This is a genomic window from Nitrospirillum iridis, from assembly GCF_014205765.1.
GTDB lineage: Bacteria > Pseudomonadota > Alphaproteobacteria > Azospirillales > Azospirillaceae > Nitrospirillum > Nitrospirillum iridis.
Window position 1 is genome coordinate 42,724 of sequence record NZ_JACIIZ010000012.1, and the last position, 20,447, is coordinate 63,170.

The window sequence follows — 20,447 nt, forward strand, 5'->3', positions numbered from 1 at the left end:
CCGCGTCCGCCGGAAGTTTCCGGGGAGCGTAGCGGACTGGAAACTGAGGACAGGCAAGCGGGCGGATGCCAGCGCCCGCCGCCTGAGGGAACACTTAACTCCGATAGCTTCCATTGATGTCGATGTAGCCGTGGGTCAGGTCGCAGGTCCAGACCGTGGCCTTGCCCCGGCCCAGGCCCAAATCGACCTGGATGTCGATCTCCTGGCCCTTCATGTGGGCGGCCACCGGCGCCTCGTCATAGCCCGGGACCTCCATCCCGTTGGCGCAGATCTGCACGCCGCCGATGCTGATGACCAGCCGGTCGCGGTCGGCCTTCTCGCCGGCGCGGCCCACGGCGGCGACGATCCGGCCCCAGTTGGCGTCCTCGCCCGCCACCGCCGTCTTCACCAAGGGCGAATTGGCGACGGTCAGCGCGATGCGCTTGGCCGCCTGGTTGCTGGTGGCGCCGGTCACGGTCAGGGTGACGAACTTGGTGGCGCCTTCACCGTCGCGCACGATCTGCTGGGCCAGGTCCAGGCAGACGGCGTCCAGGGCCTTGGCGAAGGGGCGCAGGCGGGGGTCGGTCAATTCGGTGATCGGCGCGTTGCCGGCCTGGCCCGTGGCCACCAGGATGACCGTGTCGCTGGTGGAGGTGTCGCCGTCCACCGTGACGCAGTTGAAGCTGCGGTCGGTCGCGCGCGACAGCAGCTTCTGCAGCACCGGGGCCGCGATGGCGGCGTCGGTGAACAGGAAGCCCAGCATCGTCGCCATGTCGGGGGCGATCATGCCGCTGCCCTTGGCGAAGCCGTTCAGGGTCACGGTCTTGCCATCGATGACGCAGGTGGCCACCGCCCCCTTGGGGAAGGTGTCGGTGGTCATGATGGCGCGGGCGGCGGCGTCCCAGCTGGCCTCATCCAGCTTCTCCCAGGCGGCGCCGAGATTCTGGGCGATCTTGTCGGCCGGCAGGGGCTGGCCGATGACACCAGTGGAGGCGACGAACACCTCCTCCGGCGCGCAACCCACCAGTTGGGCGGCCGTGGCCACGGTCTGCGACACCAGCGATTCGCCGGCGGCACCGGTGAAGGCGTTGGAGTTGCCGGAGTTCACCACCAGGGCGCGGGCGCTGCCGCCGACGAGCCCCTTGCGGCACCAGTGCACGGGCGCGCTGGCCGTCAATGAGCGGGTCAGCACGCCGGCCACCGTCGTGCCGGGCGCCAGTTCCGCCACCATCAGGTCGTCCCGTCCCTTGTAGCGGATGCCGCAATTGTAGGCCGCCAGGCGGACGCCGGCCACGGGGGAGAGGGTGGGGAAAGCGTCGGGCGCCAGGGGGGAGACCTTGATGGCCATGGGTGATCGCTCCGTGAAAGGCGAACGGGGGCAGGGACGGGCCGCCTGGCGGGGCCAGGCAAACGGCGCCGAAAATAGGCCGAAAATCGTGACGAATAAAATCTAAAAGGATGCGGAACGCCCACGCGGGCGCGGATGGCAAAAGGGCGCAAGACCGCCACCGCGATGCTTGCGCCCTTCGCTACCAAACCCGTGGGGACAACGCGCCCCCACGCATGCCCCAGACCTTACTGCTTGGCCGGCGCGGCGGCCGGCTTGGCGGCGGCCGGCGGCGGGGTCAGGGAGATGGACTGCTTGCCGGTGATGTCGAAGGCCTCGACCTTCGCACCCTTGCGCAGGTCGTCGACCACCTGGGCCGCCAGATCCTGGGCCTCGGCCTGGGCGACCTGTTCCTTGACCTGCTCGAACGGCGGGGCCTGACGCTTGCGGCGGTCCTCGACCTTGATCACGTGCCAGCCGAAGTCGGTCTTCACAGGGGTCTTGCTGACCTCACCCGGCTTCATGGCGAAGGCGGCGTCGGCGAAGGGGCCGACCATGTCGCCCTTCACGAAGTAGCCCAGGTCGCCGGCGGAAGCCGCCGAGTTCTTGTCGATCTGCTGCTCGGAAGCCAGCTTGGCGAAGTCGGCGCCGCCGTTGATCTGCTTGATCAGCGCGTCGGCCTCTTCCTTGGTCTTCACCAGGATGTGCCGGGCGCGGACCTCGTCCTCCGCCGGCATGGCCTTGACCATCTCGTCATACTTCTTCTTCAGCAGCGCCTCGTTCATGCGGGCATCGACCTGCTTGCGGATGTAGGCCTGGCGCACGAAGCCCTCTTCAGCGCGCTTCAGCTCGGCCTTCACGTCCTTGCCGTCCTGCAGCTTTTCCTTATAGCCGGCGTCGGACAGCAGCTTGGCGGTGATCAGGTTTTCCAGCACGCGCGGATAGGCTTCGTTCAGGTGGACCTGCTGCTGGGTCTGGGCGGGCAGCGACTGATAGGCGATCAGCACTTCGGAGCGGCGAATTTCCTTGCCGTTCACGCGGGCGACCACCGGATCGTCCACGGCCTGGGCCGGCGCGCCGGCGGCCGGAGCGGCAGCGGGGGCGGCGGCCTTGGCGGGCGCGTCGGCGGCCATCGCGGTGCCCGCCAGAGACCCGAAAGCCGCGGTCAGCAGCGCGGCACGCAACATCTTGACATACATGGAGCAGAATTCCTCGAACATGGGCTGCATCAAAAACGGCGCGACGGTGGGGCACCAGGGACGGCCACGCCGTAGCACTGCCGGGCCCTTCTTCGGCTGTCGCGCCATAAAACACGGGCCGGCCCCCCATCGCAAGGTGGGACAATGCCGGAAAGCGGCCCCAAACGTGTCCTGATGCCGCACCCGACGTCCCCGCCCCCACCCCAAAGCGAGGCGCGCCGCGCCCTTTCGTGACAGTCCCGGGACGCCCCGGCGGCGGCGGCATCAAAGCGGTTGGAAAGCAGGCGGATCATGCTATGGTCCCTGCCCGCGCGTGGGGGATCTGTCGCGGCAGGTGGGACCGGTATCGCGGTACCGGAAACGGCGGGGCTTCATTGACCGCCGGGCCCTGCCACCTTATCTCAGAAAGCGCGCGGGGTGTGAGCTGTCATCCCGAGTACCCCAACGGTCGGTCCTCTTCCGTCCGGTCGTGTTTCCCTAATTCGCTGTCCTTCGAGGTTTTCATGTTCGGTTCCATCGCCCGCAAACTGTTCGGCAGCGCAAACGAGCGCGTTGTCAAAAGCTTGCGGAAGGACGTCGAGGCCATCAACGCGCTGGAGCCGAAGCTGGTCTCGCTGTCCGATGACGAGCTGAAGATGCGCACCGACTGGCTGCGCGACCGGCTGGCCAAGGGCGAGACCCTGGACGACATCCTGCCCGACGCCTTCGCCACCGTGCGTGAGGCGGCCAAGCGCGCCATCGGCCAGCGCCACTTCGACGTGCAGCTGATGGGCGGCATGGTCCTGCACCGCGGCCGCATCGCCGAGATGCGCACCGGCGAAGGCAAGACCCTGGTGGCGACCCTGGCGGTGTACCTGAACGCCCTGGAAGGCAAGGGCGTGCACGTCGTCACCGTGAACGACTACCTGGCTAAGCGCGACAGCAGCTGGATGAGCCAGATTTACGGTTTCCTGGGCCTGACCACCGACTGCATCGTCCATGGCCTGGATGATGACGAGCGCCGCCGCGCCTATGCCGCCGACATCACCTATGGCACCAACAACGAATTCGGCTTCGACTATCTGCGCGACAACATGAAGTTCCGCCTGGACGACATGGTCCAGCGGCCCTTCAACTTCGCCGTGGTCGACGAGGTCGACAGCGTGCTGGTCGATGAGGCGCGCACGCCGCTGATCATCTCCGGCCCGTCGACCGACGGTTCCGAACTCTATGCCGCCGCCGATCTGGTCATCCTGCGCCTCGACGCCAGCGACTTTGAGAAGGATGAGAAGGCGAAGTCCGTCAACCTGACGGAAGAGGGCACCGAGAAGGTGTCGCAGATCCTGACCGAGATGGATCTGCTGAAGCAGGGCGACCTGTACGACATCCACAACATCACCCTGGTCCATCACGTGAACCAGGCGTTGCGCGCCCACCATCTGTTCACCCGCGATGTCGACTACATCGTCAAGGACGACAAGGTCGTCATCATCGATGAGTTCACCGGCCGCATGATGGATGGCCGTCGCTATTCGGAGGGCCTGCACCAGGCCCTGGAGGCGAAGGAGCATGTGACCATCCAGCGTGAGAACCAGACGCTGGCGTCCATCACCTTCCAGAATTACTTCCGCCTGTACCCCAAGCTGGCCGGCATGACCGGCACGGCCATGACAGAGGCGGCGGAATTCGCCGAGATCTATAACCTGGACGTGGTCGACATGCCGACCAACGTGCCGGTCCAGCGCATCGACTATGATGACGAGGTCTACCGCACCGCGCGGGAGAAGTACGACGCCATCGTCAAGCTGGTGCAGGAATGCCGGGAGCGGCAGCAGCCCATCCTGGTCGGCACCATCTCCATCGAGAAGTCGGAACTGCTGTCCGAACTGCTGAAGAAGCAGGGCATCCCGCACCACGTGCTGAACGCCCGCTACCACGAGCAGGAAGCCTACATCGTGGCCCAGGCCGGCCGGCCGGGCGCGGTGACCATCGCCACCAACATGGCGGGCCGCGGCACCGACATCAAACTGGGCGGCAACGTCGAGATGCGCATCGAGCATGAGCTGGGTGACGTGACCGACCCGGCCGAACGCGCCCAGCGCATCAAGCAGATCGAGGCCGAGGTGGTCACAGCCAAGGACGTGGCGCTGGCGGCCGGCGGGCTGTACGTCGTGGGCACCGAGCGGCATGAGAGCCGGCGCATCGACAACCAGCTGCGCGGCCGCTCCGGCCGCCAGGGTGACCCCGGAGCGTCGAAGTTCTTCCTGTCGCTGGAAGACGATTTGATGCGCATCTTCGGGTCGCAGCGCATGGACACCATGCTGCAGCGCCTGGGCCTGCAGGAGGGTGAGGCCATCATCCACAGCTGGATCAACAAGGCGCTGGAAAAGGCCCAGAGCCGGGTTGAGGCCCACAACTTCGAAATCCGCAAGAACCTGCTGAAGTACGACAACGTCATGAACGACCAGCGCAAGGTCGTCTATGAGCAGCGTCGTGAGATCATGGCCGTCGACGACATCAAGGACACCGTGGAGGCGATGCGCCTGGACACGGTCAACACCCTGGTGGCCAAGGCCATTCCGCCCAATTCCTATGCCGAGCAGTGGAACATGGACCAGTTGCATGAGGACGTGATGCGCGTCCTGGCGCTGGATCTGCCGGTGCATGAGTGGGGCAAGGAGGAAGGCATCGCGGAGCTGGAGATCGAGCAGCGCCTGATGGCCGCCGCCAACGAATCCTACGCCGCCAAGGAAGCCGCCTACGGTCCTGAGATCATGCGCTCCATCGAGCGCAGCCTGCTGCTGCAGTTGCTGGACCAATCGTGGAAGGACCACCTGCTGTCGCTGGACCATCTACGCCAGGGCATCAACCTGCGCGCCTATGGCCAGCGCGACCCGCTGAACGAATACAAGCGCGAAGCCTTCAACCTGTTCGAGGAGCTGCTGGACAGCCTGCGCGAACAGGTGACCCAGGTGCTGATGCGCGTGCAGCTGCAGGTGGCCGAGCCCCAGCCGATGCCCGATTATCCCGGCCAGGATTTTTCGGCGGGCGGATCGCAGGAGGCTGGCGTCGCCCCGGCGCTGCCCCCGGCTGAGGAGGCCCTGCCCTCCGGCCTGGCGCGGGCCAGCGCCGGCCTAGCCTACGGCGCCGTCACCCTGCCCCAGTCGACCCAGGTGGGCGGCCAGGATCCGGATACCTGGATGAACACGCCGCGCAATTCCCCCTGCCCCTGCGGCAGCGGCCTGAAGTACAAGCATTGTCACGGCCGCGCGCCCTGAGCGCCGGCCCTGACGACGCTTTTCGAGTAAGGAAGGGAGGCTTGGTACCCATGCCGGTTGCCGAGGATACGACGCCGGGGGACGAGTCCGCCCGTCCGGCCCCGCCCGCCAATGAGGACATCGTGGAGCGGCTGCGCCGCCGGGCGGAGCGGGCCCGCGACCGCTACCCCGATCACGCCGAGGATCCGGGTACCCTGGTCGGCGGCCTGATCGAGGATTACGAGGCCGCGGCGCAGGAGATCGAGCGCCTGCGCGCGGGCCTGAAGGACATCGCCCGGCGGTCGCTGGCGGCCATGCGGCCCGAATTGTAAGGATCGCCATGCGCGTTGCGGCCCTTCTGGCGTTTTTCCTGGCCGGCGGGCTGTTTTGCGCGGAGGGTACCATGGCCAGTTCGCCGCGCCCGCCCCTGTCCTACATCGAAGAGATCTACCAGCCCTACCTGGCGGATCCGCATGCGGAAAAGCCCCGCTCCCTCGATGCGCTGGATTTGATCCGCCCCAGGGCCAGCCCAGCCCTGGCCGGTCTGCTGGACGCCGAGCGGGCGTGCCGCGCGCACGGCCGGGAAATCTGCACGCTGGATTTTGACGTCATCATCGCCGGCCAGGATTGGCAGCTGTCGGATTTCCACCTGCTGGCCCAACCCGCCGGCCGCACCGCCACCGTCACGGCGCGTTTCGTCAACGCGGGCACCCCCTGCGTGGTCGTCTATCCCTTCGTGCTGTCGGACGGCAGATGGGTGATCGACGATGTCGTCATCCAGCGAAACGAGGTCGTGGCCCCGGACCATCCCTGGTCGCTCAAGGCCACCCTGGAAGGCGCGTACGGCGGCGCGCCAAAGCGGCCCTGAGCGGCACCGTCAGTCGGGCCCGATCAGTCCGGATAGCGGATTTCCAGAATCTCCAACTCCGCCGGCCCCTTGGGCGTGCGCACGATGACCACGTCGCCCACCCGCGCCTTCATCAGCGCCCGCGCGACGGGCGACACCCAGCTGATGCGGTTGCGGTCCATATCGACCTCATCCCGGCCCACGATGGTCACGGTCATGCGCCCATCATCCTCATCGGCATAGGTGACGGTGGCGCCGAAGAACACCTGGGACCGGTTCTTCTGCAACTGCGGGTCCACCACCTCGGCGCTTTCGACACGCTTGGTCAGGAAGCGGATGCGGCGATCAATCTCGCGCAGCCGCTTCTTGCCGTAGAGGTAATCGCCATTCTCCGACCGGTCGCCGTTGCCGGCGGCCCAGGATACGACCTCAACCACCTTGGGCCGCTCCACCCGCAACAGCTGCTGGCGTTCATCCCGCATGCGGGCGAAACCTTCCGGGGTCATATAGTTCTTGGCGCCCGCCGGCAGGGGCGGCAGGTCGTCCTCATCATCGTCGTCGTCGGGGAACGGGTTGGACATGGCGGTCATGGGGCACATCGCTGAATCGGATCCGCCCCTCTACCTCAGCCCTCCATCTCCCGCAATGCCTTCATGAAGCCTTCGACCGCGCGGTGCAGGCGGCCGGCCTCGCGGGTCAGAGCGCCAGCGGTGCCCAGCACCTCTCCCGCCGTGCCACCGGCCAGTTCGGTGGCCTCGGTCAGGGAGGACAAGGTGCGGGAGACATGGTCGGTGCCGCCGGCGGCCTCGGCCACGTTGCGGGCGATTTCCCGCGTCGCGGCCCCTTGCTCCTCCACCGCGGCGGCGATGGCGGCCGCCACCTCGTTCACCTCATGGATGGTGGCGCCGATGCGGTCCATGCCCGACACGCTGAGGCCGGTGCGCTCGGCGATGTCCTGGACATAGCGGGCGATCTCCTCCGTCGCCTTGGATGTCTGGCTGGCCAGGGCCTTAACCTCGCCGGCGACGACGGCGAAGCCCTTGCCCGCCTCGCCCGCCCGCGCCGCTTCGATGGTGGCGTTCAGCGCCAACAGGTTGGTCTGCCCGGCGATGTCGTTGATCATCCGGACCACGGCGCCAATCCGCTCGGACGCCGCCGCCAGACCGCCGATGGTGTCGCCGGTGGCCGTCGCTTCCGCCACCGCGCGGGCGGCGATGGCCTTGGACCGTTCCACCTGCCGCCCCACCTCGTCCACCGACGCGGCCAGTTCCTGGGCGGCGGCGGCCACCGTCTGAACGTTGGCGGATGTCTGGCTAGCGGCGGCCTGCACGTCCTGCGCCTGCATGCAGGCGGTGCCGGTGTTGTCGGCCAGGACGCGGGCGTCGTTTTCCAGGGTGTGGGCGGCGCTGGTGACGGCGGCGGCGACCCCCTGCACATCCGTTTCAAACGCGGCGGCCAGCCGGGCCTGGCGGGTCACCACCGACCAGGTCATCATTGGCCCGACATAGCGGCCATCGGTATCGCGCACCGCCGCCACGCGCAACTCCAGCTCCTCCGTGTCACCGGCCGGGCCGCTTAGGCTGAGACGGGTTTGCCAAGGCAGACGGGCGGGATTCCTCACCACCTCCAGCAAGGCCTCCGGCTCCGCGTGGAACAGGCCGATTCCAGCACCCACCGGCGTGCCGTCCGGCAGCGGCCGCGGCAGCGGCGCGCCCAGTGATGCCAAGGTCCGCAGACTGGCCTTGTTGGCGTGGGTGATCCGGAAGTCCTGGGCGGCGTCGGCCAGAAGGACATTGAGCGGCATGTCCTCCACCATCTGCTTCAGGCGGAAGACATCAGCCACCACACCCCGCAGCGCACCAGCGGCGCGCAGCATGCGCCCGATCTCGTCCCGGCGTTGCGTCGGGCGGATTTCCACCGTCGTGTCGTTGGCGGCCAACCGTTCCAGCAGCCGCGCCACCAGCACGGCGGGCCGGCCAACCCAGCGGCTGGCCAGCCACCAGGCGCCCGCCCCCAGCAGCGCGGCCAAGGTCACGCTGGCGACAAGGATGCTGCTCTTTAGCCGGTCGACGGTCTCGGCGAAGACGCGCTTTTGGATGCCGGTGTAAAGCACGCCGACGGTCCGTCCGGCGGCATCCTTGATGGGATCATAGGCGGTGTAGAAGGGCACGCCCAGAATCTCGGCCTCGCCCCGGAACGCCTCGCCCCGCACCACCACCGTGTCATAGACGGCGTTGCGGGCCAGGGCCGTGCCCACCGCCCGGCTGCCGTCCGGCTTCGTCACGTTGGTGGCGATGCGCACCATTTCGCCATTCCGGGCGGCGAAAATCGTGGCTGTGCCCCCCACCAGGCGTTTCACCGTGTCAACGGCGTCGTTGTTATCGTCCAGCGCCGTATCGCCGGCGTACAAATGGCCATCCTTCAGCACATGGCCCTGGCCATAGCCCTCCAGCACATGCCAGGCGACGCGCATGTTGGCGTCCTGCCGGTCCTTGGCCAACTGCGTGGTGAAGCCCGCCAGCAACACCTGGCTGATCCCCATGCTGACAACCGTCAGCATGGTCACCGCGCCGACGATCAACAGGGCGATGCGAGCCGCCACCGACAAGTCGAACCGACGGTGGCGGCCGGCGGCGGCGCGGGCGGCCATCCTGGGCATTGGCGCGGTTATCGTCTGGGCATACGACATGGGGCTTCACTTTCGGAAAATAGGGCCTCCCACGCGGGGGCGTGACAGGCGTCCCGCAGGGATGATGTGGCTCTGAAATTGGAAACGCGCCGGCGGACGGCTTCCCGTCGGGGCACGAACAACGACGCTATCTTTGGGATATGCTGGTCAATATATCCCTTCCCTGACTTAGTCCAGGGAAGGAAGCATGCGATTTGCGAAGACTAGATCATCGGAATGGCCGACAGGATCTGGGGGTATGGCCGGCATTTCCTTGCACGCACCAGCCCTATACGCTGAACATGATTAATTTTTTAGCATTTTTATATGAGGTTCGACTGAATTCCCTGAAACGGTTCAAAATTTTATTCAAGTAGTTTTTCAGAAAATTAGTTCGTCTTCATAATCAAAAGCCCATCTCACCCACCAATCGATGGAAAAGAAACGCGGGCGGAAGAAGCACGCGGCGGAAGCGCAAGAAATCGTCCAGAAAATCCAGGGTGGCCTGGGCCAGGCCGCACCCCTGCCCCGTCCCCCGCGCAGCCCGATGGCGGGGGCAAGTCCCCCCGCCTGAAATGTTTGAGGCGCACATCGCCCCATCGGCGCCGCATATCGCCAGTTCAATAAGGAAATCTGGCGGGATACGGGCCTTTCCTCATCAAAGAGGGCAATTGAACTGCCATCAGGAGGCGGGCACACTGCGCCCCAAAAGCGAGAAGCGCTCGGCAGTGGCGCCCGCGATACATGTGTAGGAGTGGCTGGATGCCCACGGCTTTGACTGGTTTTAAAGGCGCCCTCCAAACTATTGTGGCGGCGACCGCGACTTTATGTCTCAGCACGACGATTTGTCTGGCAGGCAACGGCCGGTTACCCGGCAACATCTCGCCCCTGCATTATGACCTGACGGTCATCCCCAATGTCGAGGCCGGGACCTTCGCCGGTGAGGTCCACATCGACATCGACGTGGCCACCCAGACGCCCACGGTGGTGCTGAACAGCGAAAGCCTGACGCTGGACCGTGTCACCATCGATGGCGATCCCGCCGCCAGCGTCACCCAGGACAAGGACAGCCAGACCGCCACGCTGGGCGCCGCGGCCCCCCTGGCGCCCGGCCACCACACGGTGGACATCGCGTATCGCGGGGTGATCGAGAAGACGGCGCGCGGCCTGTTCCAGCTGACCTATACCGGCGTGGACGCGCAAGGCGGCGCCAATGGGGGCTCCAAGGCGGGTGCCGCGGCCCCCGCCCGCATGCTGGTGACCCAGTTCGAGGCGGGCGACGCCCGCCGCTTCCTGCCCTGCTGGGACGAGCCTTCGGCCAAGGCGACCTTCACCCTGTCGGTCATGGCGCCCGCCGGCCAGACCGCCGTCTCCAACATGCCGGTGAAGGCGGACGAGGCCAAGGCCGACGGCCGCCATCTGGTTCATTTCCAGCCCACGCCGCGCATGTCCAGCTATCTGCTGTTCCTGGGGGTGGGTGATGTGGAACGCGTGACCGCCCAGGCCGGCGATGTGGAGATCGGCGTGGTGGTGCGGCGCGGGTCGGTGGACAAGGCGCGCTTCGCGCTGGAGACGGCGACGGCCATCCTGGCCCGCTACAATGACTATTTCGGCACGCCCTATCCCCTGCCCAAGCTGGACTTCATCGCCGCGCCGGGGGCCGGCGGCTTCGGCGCCATGGAGAACTGGGGCGCCATCATGGCGTTCGAGAAGGATTTGCTGCTGGACCCCGCCCTGGCCGATGAGGCCGCCCGCCAGCGGGTGTTCCAGGTGGTGGCGCATGAGATGGCGCACCAGTGGTTCGGCGACCTGGTCACCATGGCCTGGTGGGACGACCTGTGGCTGAACGAGGGCTTCGCCTCGTGGATGGAGGCCAAGGCCATGGCGGCCCTGCACCCCGATTGGTCGCCCTGGCTGGTGGCCATGCCGGCGATGGAGGGGGCCAAGCGCCAGGACGCCCGCGCCTCGACCCACCCGGTGGTGCAGCCCATCAATTCGGTGGCGGAGGCCGACGAGGCCTTCGACGAGATCACCTATGACAAGGGCCAGGCCGTCATCCGCATGGTGGAGGCGACGGTGGGCGAGACCGTCTTCCGCGACGGCGTACGCCGCTACATGAAGCGCAACGCCTACGGCAACGCCACCACCCGCGACCTGTGGAAGGCGGTTGAGGAGGCGGGGGCCAAGGACGTGCTGCGCATCGCCACGGACTTCGTCACCAAGCCCGGCATCCCCCTAGTGACGGTCAACGCCACCTGCGGGGCGCCGGGCGGGGCGCCCAAGGCGAAAGCCAAGGGCCGGAAGGGGGCGGCCCCGGCGACCGCGCACGCCGCCGGTGGCGGCACGGAGGTGAGCCTGCGCCAGGCCCGCTTCGCCACCGAGCCCGTGACCATCCCCGACCAATACCATCTGAGCGACCGGCTGTGGGCCATTCCCGTGCCGCTGGCCACGGTGGGCGGCGGCACCACGCACGCGCTGCTGACCGCCCTTACCGGCAAGGCCACCGTGCCCGGCTGCGGGCCGCTGCTGGCCAATGCCGGCCAGACCGGCTATTTCCGCGTCGCCTATGGCGAGCCCGCCTTCAAGGCCCTGGTCGACCATGTCGACCAACTGGCCGCCATCGACCAGCTGGGCCTGCTCTATGACAGCGCCGCCTTGGGCGAGGCGGGGCAGATGGCCATGAGCGACAGCCTGGCCCTGATCCGCGCCCTGCGCCCCGACGCCGACCCCACGGTGTGGCAGCAGGTGGCCGACTATCTGGTGGATGTGGACGCCTACTATGAAAGCCGGAGCCAGGGCCAGGACCAGGGAGGGGGCCAGACGGCCTTCCGCGCCTATGCCCGGGGCGTGCTGGCCCCCGTGCTGGCCCATATCGGCTGGGACCCGCAGCCAGGCCAGGGGGACAAGGTGGGGCTGGCGCGCACGGCGCTGATCCGCGCGCTGGGTACCGTCGATGCCCCGGAAACGCTGACGGAGGCGGAGCGGCGGCTGGCGGCCGACACCACCGACCCCACCGCCCTGCCGCCGGGCATCCGCCTGCCGGTGATCACCGTGGTGGCGCAACATGCCGACACCGCCACCTTCGCCCGCCTGCACGCCCTGGCCTCGGCGACCACGGACGCCTTGGCCCGCCGCCAGCTCTATGTCGCCCTGGGGGCCGTGCGCGACCCAGCCCTGGCACAGAGGGTGCTGGATATGACGCTGACGCCGGAGGTGGAGACCACCACCGCGCCCTCAATCATCCGCGCCGTGGCGGACTCCAACCCGGACCTGGCGTGGCGCTTCATCACCGCCCATGTCGACGCGGTGGAAGGCACGCTGGACCAGATGCAGCGCTATGAGTTCTTCGCCGACATCGCGCGGAAATCATCCGACCCTGCCCGCGCCGCCGATCTCGCCGCCTATGCCGAGGCGCACGTGCCGGCCAGCGGCCGCCAGGGCATCGCCAAGGCCAGTGGCGAGATTGCCTTCCGCGCCAAGGTGGTTCAGGACCGCCTGCCGCAGGTGGACGCTTGGTTGGCGGCACAGCCGGCCGCGCGCTGACCGGATCGCGCACATGTCCAATCGCATACATGGCGCGGGCGCCGTCGTGGGCGTAAGCTTCCCCTAACGGGACGGGAGGCGCCCACGACGGTCGACCCCATGGGGATCGGCCCAATGATGGTCGCCCCCGCGCCCTGCGGGGAGGAGACGCCATGACGGCGGTGGCGCGATGCTGGTCGTGACGACGGAACGTGTGTGCGGCCACCAGGTGGTGGCGGTGAAGGGCCAGGTGTTCGGCGTGGTCGTGCGCAGCCGCGGCCTGGCCGGCAACATCGTCGCCGCCCTGCGCACCCTGATCGGCGGCGAGATCCGCGAATACACCCAGATGCTGGAGGAGGGCCGCCGCCAGGCCATCGACCGCATGGTGGCCAATGCCGGCGCCATGGGCGCCAACGCCATCGTCATGATGCGCTTCGACAGCTCGGAAATCGGCCAGACCATGAGCGAGATCGTCGCCTACGGCACCGCCGTGGTGCTGGACCCCGTCCCGCAGGGATCGCCCCCGGGACTTCAGGAGGATCGCCTTTAGCCACGCCTGGGACCACCCATCACACACAGGGGGCCCCGCCAGCCGGCGCCCGCCCCCGAACAGGGAAAGGAGACGCAGCGCCATGTCCGTCCTGCATGTCCATTTCGGAGCTGATCAATCCCGATCCGGCCAGTCCCGATCCGGTCACAGCCGCCAGCCCGCCTGCACCTGGCTGTTGGTCGGCAGCGCCGCGGCCTTCGCCGCCATCCTGGCGGTCTGGCTGATGGACATGGTCAGCGTCTTTCCCATCGGCCTGCTGATCGGCACCGGCTTCCTATGCCTGGCCGCCTGCGTGGAACGGGTGAGCTACAAGCCCTTGACCCGGGGCGCCCCCGGCCCCGGCTGGCAGGACACCGGCGAACGCTTCACCGACCCCGCCACCGGCGCCACCGTGGCCGTCTATTTCAACGCCGCCCGGATGGAACGCCGCTATGTCCGGCTGGAGCGGGAACCCTGACGGCAGGGTGGGGCCGGCATTGAGCCCCACCATAGGGTTTGCATTGCCCGGAACTTGGCTGTATGGTGCGCGCCGCGCCGCCGGAAACCCGGCGTGTCGCCCGGCATGGACCCGTAGCTCAGCTGGATAGAGCGCTGCCCTCCGAAGGCAGAGGTCGTACGTTCGAATCGTATCGGGTCCGCCACCTTCTCCCTTCGCGTTCCGCCCTTGAAAAGGGCTTGTTCCCTCCCACCGGCCCCCGTCGCACGCCCCGCGTGGCGCGTATCGTTGGGCGAAGCGGGCCGCCGCCCTCGACAGCCCCGCGCCAATCGGCCATGGTGCGGTCCCGGGATGTGGCGCCCCTTGCGCGCGCCCTGCCCCTCCGCACGCACCGTTTGAAGATGCCCGCCATGGCCGACACCCCCGACGCGCCCACCGCCGCGACCGCCATTCCCCCTGCCCCGGACGCCCCCGCCCCCGTCACTGGCCTGCCGGCCGTGGTGGGACAGACGCAGGACACGCTGTACCTGGTGGACGGCTCCGGCTTCATCTTCCGGGCCTATCACGCCCTGCCGCCCCTGAACCGGCCGGACGGCACGCCGGTGAACGCCGTGCTGGGCTTCACCAACATGCTGATGAAGCTGCTGGCCGATGTGAAGGTGCACTCCGTCGCCGTCATCTTCGACAGCAAGCGGGAGAATTTCCGCAACGCCATCTACCCGGAGTACAAGGCCCACCGGCCGCCGCCGCCGGAAGACCTGATCCCGCAGTTCGAGCTGATCCGCCAGGCGGTGGACGCCTTCAACCTGCCCTGCCTGCATCTGGAGGGGTATGAGGCCGACGACCTGATCGCGACCTACGCCCGCCTGGCGCGCGAGGCGGGCCGCGACTGCGTCATCGTCTCCTCCGACAAGGACCTGATGCAGCTGATCACCGACGGCGTCGGCCTGCTGGACCCGATGAAGAACAAGACCATCGGGCCCGACGAGGTGCTGGAGAAGTTCGGCGTGACGCCGGACAAGGTGGTGGACGTGCAATCGCTGGCCGGCGACAGCGTGGACAATGTGCCCGGCGTCCCCGGCATCGGCATCAAGACCGCCGCCCAGTTGATCACCGAGTACGGCGACCTGGACGCCCTGTTGGAACGGGCGCACGAGATCAAGCAGCCCAAGCGCCGCGAGGCCCTGACCGTGCATGCAGAGATAGCGCGCATCTCCCGCCAGCTGGTGCGCCTGGAGGTCAACGTCCCGGTGCCCGAGCCGCTGGAGAACCTGACGGCGCGCAAGCCCGACCCCGAGCGGCTGATCGGCTGGCTGCGGGAGCAGGGTTTCCGCTCCGCCATCCAGAAGGTCGAGACCGAGATCCTGAAGGCCAACGGCGGCACCGGCGCCGGGGCTGGCGGCGGCACCGCGCCGGCCCTGACCTTGAGCCCGACGCCCGTCGGCGGGGCGGAGCAGCGCGCCGATTCCGTGCGCGCCGCCTACAACAGCCGTTTCTACAGCACCGAGGTGGCGCCCATTGGTGAGCCCACCATCCCCGCCCCGACCGAGATCGCCTATGAACTGGTGCGGGACGCGGCGACGCTGAAGCGCTGGGTGGATGAGGCGACGCTGGCCGGCACGGTGGCCATCGACACCGAGACCGACAGCCTGTCGCCGATCAGCGCCAAGCTGGTGGGCTTCTCCCTCTCCCACACCCCCGGCCGCGCCTGCTATGTGCCGCTGGGCCACGTCAACCCAAACGCGCCTAAGGAGCAAGCCGGCGGCTTCGACTTCGGCGAGGCGCCGCCCCCGCCGGAACAGATGGCGATGGCGGCGGCGCGCGACCTGCTGGCGCCGCTGCTGGCCGACCCGGCGGTGCTGAAGGTGGGCCATAACCTGAAGTTCGACCTGCGCGTCCTGGCCCGGCACGGCTTCGCGCCCGGCCCGGCCGCCATCGCCCCCGTCGACGACACCATGCTGCTGTCCTACGCCCTGGGCGCCGGCGCGCATGGCCACGGCATGGATGAGCTGGCGCAACGCCATCTGGGCCACACCTGCATCAGCTTTGATGAGGTGACGGGCACGGGCAAGAACCGCATCACCTTCGACCGCGTGCCCCTGGACCGCGCCTGCGCCTACGCGGCGGAGGATGCGGACATCACCCTGCGCCTGCATCAGGTGCTGAAGGCCGACGTGCTGCGCCGCCATCTGGTGACGGTGTACGAGACGCTGGACCGGCCGCTGACGCCGGTGGTGGCGACCATGGAGAACGCCGGCATCCTGGTGGATCGGGCCATGCTGGCCGAACTGTCGCGCGACTTCGCCGGCCGCCTGGCCAAGCTGGAGGAGGACATCCACCTGCTGGTGGGCCACCCCTTCAACGTCGCCAGCCCCAAGCAGCTGGGCGAGGTGCTGTTCGATGAGATGGGCCTGCCCGGCGGCAAGAAGGGCAAGACCGGCGCCTATTCCACCGACAGCAGCGTGCTGGAACCCCTGGCCGAGCAGGGCGTGGAGGTGGCGCAGCGCGTGCTGGACCACCGCCAGCTGGCCAAGCTGAAATCCACCTACACCGACGCCCTGCAGCAGCAGATCGAGGAGAGCACCGGCCGCGTCCACACCAGCTTCGCGCTGGCGGCGACGGCCACCGGCCGCCTCAGCTCCACCGACCCCAACCTGCAGAACATCCCCATCCGCACCGAGGAGGGGCGCAAGATCCGCCGCGCCTTCGTGGCGCCGGAGGGCCATGTGCTGCTGTCGGTCGACTACAGCCAGATCGAATTGCGCCTGGTGGCGGAGATCGCCGGCGTGCCGGCCCTGAAGCAGGCCTTCACCGACGGCATCGACATTCACGCCATGACGGCATCCCAGGTATTCGGCGTGCCGCTGGACCAGATGACGTCGGAAATCCGGCGCAAGGCCAAGGCCATCAACTTCGGCATCATCTACGGCATCTCCGGCTTCGGCCTGGGGCGCCAGCTGGGCATCGGCGCCGGCGAGGCCGGGGCCTTCATCAAGCAGTATTTCGAGCGCTTCCCCGAACTGGCGGGCTATTTCGAGCGCACCAAGGCCGAGGCCAAGGAAAAGGGCTACGTCACCACCCTGTTCGGCCGCCAGTGCTGGATCCAGGGCATCAAGGAAAGCAACGCCGCCCGCCGCGCCTTCGCCGAACGCCAGGCCATCAACGCCCCCATCCAAGGGACGGCCGCCGACATCATCCGCCGCGCCATGGCCCGCGTGCCAGGCGCCCTGGCGACCGCCGGCCTGACGGGCCGCATGCTGCTGCAGGTGCACGACGAACTGCTGTTCGAGGTGCCGGTGGCGGAGGTGGACGCCACCATCCCCGTGGTGCGCCAGGTGATGGAAGGGGCGGCCAGCTTGAGCGTGCCCCTGGTGGCCGAGGCCGGCACGGGGCACAGCTGGGGCGAGGCGCATTAGGCGCCCCCCCGCCTTCCGCAGCCTGGGAGAAAGCGAATGACGGTAAGCGATCACGAAAGGCGGCGGATCGATCCGCGCGAGGCCGAGCAGAGGGAGCGCTTGCGACAGTGCTGTCAAGCAGCTGTTGACCAGCTTCGGGCCGGTTTGGGCACAGTGGAAACCCGAGACTCGCTGAAAGCAGAGTTCCGGACCCGCATTGGTTCGGCTTAACCGCCCCAGGCCGCCAGCAGGTCGCGAACGACGGCACCGGGATCGGCGGCGCGCATGACAGTGCCCATCACCGCCAGGCCGGCGGCCCCGGCGACGCGAACCTCAAGGGCGTTGGCGGGGGTGATGCCGCCCAAGGCCAGCGCGCCGGGCAAGCGGGACAGCGCCTGGGGCCCCAAGGCGGGGCCGTAGCCCGGCTTGGACGACGTCTCATAGATGGGGCTGAGGGTGGCGTAGTCGGCGCCGCCGAGGCCTTCCTCCGGATGGTGGCGGGAAATGCCGATGAGGGCTTGGGGGCCCAGGCGGGCGCGGGCGGCCGCCACATCACCACCGGCCCCCAGGTGCACGCCATCGCAGAGAACCGCCGCCGTCAGGTCGCCGTGCACCGTCAGCAGGGCGCCATGGTGCCGGGCGATGGGCCGAAGCTCACGCACCAGATCCAGACGATCGCCGGACGCCAAATCCTTTTCCCGCACGCTGACCCAGCGACAGCCGGCGGCGAACACCCGGTCCAGGAGTTGAGGCAGCGGCAGGATCGCCTGGCGGCGGTCGGTGATCACCAGCAGGGGCGGGACAGGCAGTCCCACACTCATCCGCCGATCAGCCCCAACTCAGGGCTGGACGCTTCCGCCCGCAGGCGCTTGGGGATGCGGCCAGCCAGGCGGGCCAGGCGTCCGCCGGCCACGGCGTGCCCCATGGCGCCGGCCATGCGCACCGGGTCGGTGCTTTTGGACACCGCCGTGTTCAGCAGCACGGCGTCGCAGCCCAGTTCCATGGCCAGCGCCGCGTCGGACGCCGTGCCGATACCGGCATCCAGGATCACCGGCACGGTGCTGCGCGCGCAGATCGTTTCGATGTTGTAAGGATTCAGGATACCCAGGCCGGTACCGATGGGCGCCCCCAGCGGCATGACGGCGGCGCAGCCCACATCGGCCAGGCGGCGGCAGACGATGGGGTCATCGGTGCAATAGGGCAGGACGGTGAAGCCATCGTCCACCAACTGGGCGGCGGCGGTCACCAGCTGTTCCACGTCGGGATACAGCGTCTCGCGATCGCCGATCAGCTCCAGCTTGATCCAGCTGGTGTCCAGCGCCTCGCGCGCCAGTTGGGCGGTCAGCACCGCGTCCTTCACCGTGGCGCAGCCGGCCGTATTGGGCAGCAGCCAGGCGCGGCCCTGCAGCAGGTCCAGCAGGCCCTCGGCCCCCCCGGCCATGTCCACCCGGCGGATGGAAACGGTGACGACCTCCGCCCCCGAGGCCGTCAGGCTGTCCAGGAACACCTGCTGGTTGGGATAGCCGGCGGTGCCCAGGAACAGGCGGGAGGAGAACGCCTTGCCGGCGATATGGAACAGATCGTCAGCCACCTTGCAGCACCTTCACGATTTCGATGGCGTCGCCGTCGGCCACGGCGCGCTCAGCCCAGCGGGCCCTGGGCACGACGGTGCCGTTGATGGCGACGGCGATGCCGCGCCCGCCCACCTGCACCCCCGCCTCCCCCAGCAGGGCGGCCAAGTCCAGGCCGTCCGCGTGGTCGCGGGCCTTGCCGTTCACGGTGATCATGCGCGCATTTCCTTGTCCCTCAATCGCCGGGCGCCGGCATCCGCCGGCCCCCAGTTTACTATGGCCGCGAAGGCGGCCTTGGGCTTCCTCGGTTTCCTGTCCACTATCGTTCCCCGGAAACCTGCGGCGGACGCAGTCGCGTCCTACAACGGCATAAGTCAAAGTCTCATGCCGTTGGTCTTTCGTTCCTGGAACCGGTCGATGCCGAAGGGCGCCAGCAGCGGGTCCAGCTGGCCCGTCAGGATGTGGTGGGCCAGCAGATCGGCCGTGCCCGGGGTCAGCAGGATACCGTTGCGGTGGTGGCCGGTGGCCATGATGAGACCATCGACACCGGGCACGGGCCCCAGGATGGGGGCGTCGTCACGGCTGCCGGGGCGGAAGCCCACCCACATCTCCTCGATCGGCAGTTCCTCCACCCCCGGCAGGGCGCGCCAGGCGGCTTCCAGCAGGGCCAGCACACCACCGGCGGTGAGGCGGTCGTCCCAGCCCTTCTCCTCCGTCGTGGCCCCCACGATCAGCCGGCCATCCAAGCGGGGCACCAGATAGCATTTGGGCGGCCACACCACGTGGTGCAGCAGGGGCTGGGCGGCGTCCATGCGCAGGGACAGCATCTGGCCCTTCACCGGCCGCACTGGCGGCACCGCCCCGTCGGGCAGGCCCGCCAGCTGGCGCGACCAGGCGCCGGCGGCCAGCACCACCACATCGGCGTGCCGTACCTCGCCACCCACCACCACGCCATCGGCCCGGCCGCCGGTGACGGACAGGGCCTCCACGGCGCGATCCTCATGCAAGCGGGCGCCGGCCTTCAGCGCGGCGGCCTTCAGCGCCACCGCCAGCTTGCGATTATCCACCTGGCCATCGTCGGCGCCCAGCACGCCGGCGGCCGCCCGGGGGTTCAGCCACGGCTCCCGCTCCTTCACCTGGGCGCCGGTCAGCCAGGCGACATTCAGGCCCAAGCCCCGTTGGAATTCGTAGCCGGCGCGCAGCACCTCGACATCGTCCCGGGTCAGCGCCACCTGCAGGGTGCCTTCGGTGCGCAGATCCACGGGCAGGCCGGTATAGGCCTCAAGCTCGGCGGCGAAGGCGGGCCAGCGGCGCTGGCTGTCCAGCGTCAGGGGCAGCAGGGGCTGTTCGCCCGGTTCCGTCTCCACGGCGGCGGCCAGCATGCCGGCGGCCGCATGGGTGGCGCCCCGGCCGCTGCTCCCCTGGTCATAGATGTCGACGGTGCCGCCGGCGGCGGCCAGCCGCCAGGCGATGGACAGGCCGATACAGCCGGCGCCGATGATGGCCACGCGCGGCCGGGCGGCTGAAACAAACGGAAAATGGGTCACGATCTGCGCGATCTCCCTTCGCCGGCATGATCCGGTGCAGGTTCCATGGGTGTGATCTCAGCCGCGGGGCCTGACGGGCAGGCGGACGGCACCCCAGTCGATGGCGGGAACGATGGCGGACACGGTCGCCTAATTCAAGCGTCTTGCCGTCATGCCTGGCCCCCCCACGG

At 68.5% G+C, this 20,447-nt stretch carries 15 protein-coding genes, 1 tRNA gene and 1 riboswitch; of the genes, 8 read left to right on the top strand and 8 right to left on the bottom strand.

Annotated elements, in window-relative coordinates; all coding sequences use genetic code 11:
* Nucleotides 1–94: 94 nt before the first annotated feature.
* Together argJ and FHS74_RS19825 are read right to left on the bottom strand one after the other, a co-directional pair.
* A complete protein-coding gene (argJ, locus tag FHS74_RS19820; protein ID WP_184803928.1) occupies nucleotides 95–1,327 on the bottom strand; it encodes a bifunctional glutamate N-acetyltransferase/amino-acid acetyltransferase ArgJ in 1,233 nt (410 codons plus the stop codon).
* A 227-nt stretch (nucleotides 1,328–1,554) separates the two neighbouring features.
* Nucleotides 1,555–2,526 carry a peptidylprolyl isomerase gene (locus tag FHS74_RS19825; RefSeq protein WP_246463252.1) on the bottom strand — a complete coding sequence of 324 codons (972 nt, stop codon included), beginning with the start codon at nucleotides 2,524–2,526 and terminating at the stop codon, nucleotides 1,555–1,557.
* A gap of 482 nt (nucleotides 2,527–3,008) precedes the next feature.
* Here FHS74_RS19825 and secA point away from each other — a divergent pair, with 482 nt between their 5' ends.
* From secA to FHS74_RS19840, 3 genes are all read left to right on the top strand, one after another.
* Nucleotides 3,009–5,762: a preprotein translocase subunit SecA gene (gene secA / locus FHS74_RS19830; RefSeq protein WP_184803931.1), complete on the top strand. Its 2,754-nt coding sequence runs from the start codon at nucleotides 3,009–3,011 to the stop codon at nucleotides 5,760–5,762.
* A 50-nt stretch (nucleotides 5,763–5,812) separates the two neighbouring features.
* On the top strand, nucleotides 5,813–6,073 hold the full coding sequence (locus FHS74_RS19835) for a hypothetical protein (protein ID WP_184803934.1): 261 nt from the start codon (nucleotides 5,813–5,815) through the stop codon (nucleotides 6,071–6,073).
* A gap of 71 nt (nucleotides 6,074–6,144) precedes the next feature.
* The gene (locus FHS74_RS19840; RefSeq protein ID WP_184803939.1) at nucleotides 6,145–6,609 is read left to right on the top strand and encodes a hypothetical protein; all 465 of its coding nucleotides are present in this window, start codon (nucleotides 6,145–6,147) and stop codon (nucleotides 6,607–6,609) included.
* A 23-nt stretch (nucleotides 6,610–6,632) separates the two neighbouring features.
* On the opposite strand, the gene greB is transcribed toward FHS74_RS19840, so the two are convergent.
* Both greB and FHS74_RS19850 read right to left on the bottom strand, forming a co-directional pair.
* Complete coding sequence (gene greB, locus FHS74_RS19845) at nucleotides 6,633–7,178, bottom strand: transcription elongation factor GreB (RefSeq protein ID WP_211106431.1); 546 nt, start codon at nucleotides 7,176–7,178, stop codon at nucleotides 6,633–6,635.
* 35 nt (nucleotides 7,179–7,213) lie between these two features.
* Nucleotides 7,214–9,247: a methyl-accepting chemotaxis protein gene (locus FHS74_RS19850; protein WP_184803942.1), complete on the bottom strand. Its 2,034-nt coding sequence runs from the start codon at nucleotides 9,245–9,247 to the stop codon at nucleotides 7,214–7,216.
* Nucleotides 9,248–10,018: 771 nt separating this feature from the next.
* Here FHS74_RS19850 and FHS74_RS19855 point away from each other — a divergent pair.
* The 5 genes from FHS74_RS19855 (at nucleotide 10,019) to polA (ending at nucleotide 17,180) form a co-directional block, all read left to right on the top strand.
* Nucleotides 10,019–12,799: a M1 family metallopeptidase gene (locus FHS74_RS19855; RefSeq protein ID WP_184803945.1), complete on the top strand. Its 2,781-nt coding sequence runs from the start codon at nucleotides 10,019–10,021 to the stop codon at nucleotides 12,797–12,799.
* Between the two features lie 169 nt (nucleotides 12,800–12,968).
* Nucleotides 12,969–13,328 (top strand): heavy metal-binding domain-containing protein, encoded by a 360-nt coding sequence (locus FHS74_RS19860; RefSeq protein ID WP_184803948.1) that lies wholly within the window; start codon nucleotides 12,969–12,971, stop codon nucleotides 13,326–13,328.
* Between the two features lie 82 nt (nucleotides 13,329–13,410).
* Nucleotides 13,411–13,785: a hypothetical protein gene (locus FHS74_RS19865; protein ID WP_184803951.1), complete on the top strand. Its 375-nt coding sequence runs from the start codon at nucleotides 13,411–13,413 to the stop codon at nucleotides 13,783–13,785.
* A 107-nt stretch (nucleotides 13,786–13,892) separates the two neighbouring features.
* Nucleotides 13,893–13,969 (top strand) — tRNA-Arg (locus tag FHS74_RS19870).
* Between the two features lie 205 nt (nucleotides 13,970–14,174).
* Entirely contained in the window at nucleotides 14,175–17,180 is a 3,006-nt protein-coding gene (gene polA / locus FHS74_RS19875; protein ID WP_184803954.1) for a DNA polymerase I, read from the top strand.
* Nucleotides 17,181–17,386: 206 nt separating this feature from the next.
* Here polA and FHS74_RS19880 read toward each other — a convergent pair whose 3' ends face one another.
* The 4 genes from FHS74_RS19880 to thiO all read right to left on the bottom strand — a co-directional run bounded on the left by FHS74_RS19880 (nucleotide 17,387) and on the right by thiO (nucleotide 20,277).
* A complete protein-coding gene (locus tag FHS74_RS19880; RefSeq protein WP_184803957.1) occupies nucleotides 17,387–17,980 on the bottom strand; it encodes a thiamine phosphate synthase in 594 nt (197 codons plus the stop codon).
* Nucleotides 17,977–18,750 (bottom strand): thiazole synthase, encoded by a 774-nt coding sequence (thiG, locus tag FHS74_RS19885; RefSeq protein ID WP_184803960.1) that lies wholly within the window; start codon nucleotides 18,748–18,750, stop codon nucleotides 17,977–17,979. The genes FHS74_RS19880 and thiG overlap by 4 nt, the downstream gene beginning before the upstream one ends.
* Nucleotides 18,743–18,946, bottom strand: a complete 204-nt coding sequence (gene thiS, locus FHS74_RS19890; protein WP_184803963.1) for a sulfur carrier protein ThiS — start codon at nucleotides 18,944–18,946, stop codon at nucleotides 18,743–18,745. The genes thiG and thiS overlap by 8 nt, the downstream gene beginning before the upstream one ends.
* Before the next feature lie 158 nt (nucleotides 18,947–19,104).
* Nucleotides 19,105–20,277, bottom strand: coding sequence for a glycine oxidase ThiO (thiO, locus tag FHS74_RS19895; protein WP_343066965.1), 1,173 nt, complete (start codon nucleotides 20,275–20,277; stop codon nucleotides 19,105–19,107).
* Nucleotides 20,273–20,383: riboswitch (TPP riboswitch) on the bottom strand. Its footprint overlaps the gene before it by 5 nt.
* Nucleotides 20,384–20,447 lie beyond the last annotated feature (64 nt).

Excerpts from the sequence above, each read along its gene's own strand:
- argJ (WP_184803928.1), bottom strand. The coding sequence starts at position 1,327 with ATGGCCATCAAGGTCTCCCCCCTGGCGCCCGACGCTTTCCCCACCCTC.
- FHS74_RS19825 (WP_246463252.1), bottom strand. The coding sequence starts at position 2,526 with ATGTTCGAGGAATTCTGCTCCATGTATGTCAAGATGTTGCGTGCCGCG.
- secA (WP_184803931.1), top strand. The coding sequence starts at position 3,009 with ATGTTCGGTTCCATCGCCCGCAAACTGTTCGGCAGCGCAAACGAGCGC.
- FHS74_RS19835 (WP_184803934.1), top strand. The coding sequence starts at position 5,813 with ATGCCGGTTGCCGAGGATACGACGCCGGGGGACGAGTCCGCCCGTCCG.
- FHS74_RS19840 (WP_184803939.1), top strand. The coding sequence starts at position 6,145 with ATGGCCAGTTCGCCGCGCCCGCCCCTGTCCTACATCGAAGAGATCTAC.
- greB (WP_211106431.1), bottom strand. The coding sequence starts at position 7,178 with ATGACCGCCATGTCCAACCCGTTCCCCGACGACGACGATGATGAGGAC.
- FHS74_RS19850 (WP_184803942.1), bottom strand. The coding sequence starts at position 9,247 with ATGCCCAGGATGGCCGCCCGCGCCGCCGCCGGCCGCCACCGTCGGTTC.
- FHS74_RS19855 (WP_184803945.1), top strand. The coding sequence starts at position 10,019 with ATGCCCACGGCTTTGACTGGTTTTAAAGGCGCCCTCCAAACTATTGTG.
- FHS74_RS19860 (WP_184803948.1), top strand. The coding sequence starts at position 12,969 with ATGCTGGTCGTGACGACGGAACGTGTGTGCGGCCACCAGGTGGTGGCG.
- FHS74_RS19865 (WP_184803951.1), top strand. The coding sequence starts at position 13,411 with ATGTCCGTCCTGCATGTCCATTTCGGAGCTGATCAATCCCGATCCGGC.
- polA (WP_184803954.1), top strand. The coding sequence starts at position 14,175 with ATGGCCGACACCCCCGACGCGCCCACCGCCGCGACCGCCATTCCCCCT.
- FHS74_RS19880 (WP_184803957.1), bottom strand. The coding sequence starts at position 17,980 with ATGAGTGTGGGACTGCCTGTCCCGCCCCTGCTGGTGATCACCGACCGC.
- thiS (WP_184803963.1), bottom strand. The coding sequence starts at position 18,946 with ATGATCACCGTGAACGGCAAGGCCCGCGACCACGCGGACGGCCTGGAC.